Origin of the sequence: Pseudanabaena sp. 'Roaring Creek' (assembly GCF_001402795.1) — a bacterium.
Taxonomy (GTDB): Bacteria; Cyanobacteriota; Cyanobacteriia; order Pseudanabaenales; family Pseudanabaenaceae; genus Pseudanabaena.
Map to the genome: position 1 here is coordinate 1 of NZ_LIRE01000490.1, position 779 is coordinate 779.

A 779-nucleotide genomic window follows, 5' to 3' on the forward strand; every position below is an offset into this window, starting at 1 on the left:
TATAGATAATTCAAATAAAAACTACAGCTTCGACTTCGCTCAGCTAGCTTACACCGAGGGCTGAGCGAAGTCGAAGCCCGTCTACAAGTTATTTAAAACAACTATATTTTGCACGAGCACTTAATAGCAATTCTCTTAGCTACTTATTGCTGTCGCCTTTACTAGGAGACATAAATCCCAAGACTTGACTGGCGGCGCGAAGCGCCGCCAGTCAAGTCTTGGGGTTTGATTTGTCTTCACTCAAGGGAATGTAGTTATAGCTTGACTCTTAACTAACGTTAGCTAAAAAAGGGATTTGGAATTGGAGATTATCGCTAAGTTCTTTATTTAAATCAGAATAATTGCGTTTTAATTCCCAAGCACCTGAATCTCCAATAAATGCATCAATTTTCCATTCACCTGAAATCAAATTCTCTTCTTGATTAATTGTTCCGAAATAGTTGATTATGTAGTTATGGGAATAATATTTTTTGGTAAAACTAACGCTGCTGCCAATCACCTCACCATTGACGATCGCTTCACCTAAGTTGCCATCATCTAAGATGTTGCCCGTCAAAGAGTTCCCGCTTTGGATAAACTCAACCTCAAATCTTGTTGGTAAACCCCATTGCCAATAGGTTCCCAACCAAGCTCCAGATATATTTGCCATTGCTTTTACCTCAATCACACCTCAATCACACCTCAATCACACCTCAATCACACCTCAATCACACCTCAATCACACCTCAATCACACCTCAATCACACCTCAATCACACCTCAATCACACCTCAATCACAC

The 779-nt window shown here is 40.2% G+C and carries 1 protein-coding gene; it reads right to left on the minus strand.

The features are described from left to right. Positions 1 to 268: 268 nt before the first annotated feature. Complete coding sequence (locus tag AC805_RS15390) at positions 269 to 649, minus strand: hypothetical protein (RefSeq protein WP_055076238.1); 381 nt, start codon at positions 647 to 649, stop codon at positions 269 to 271. Positions 650 to 779: the final 130 nt, after the last annotated feature.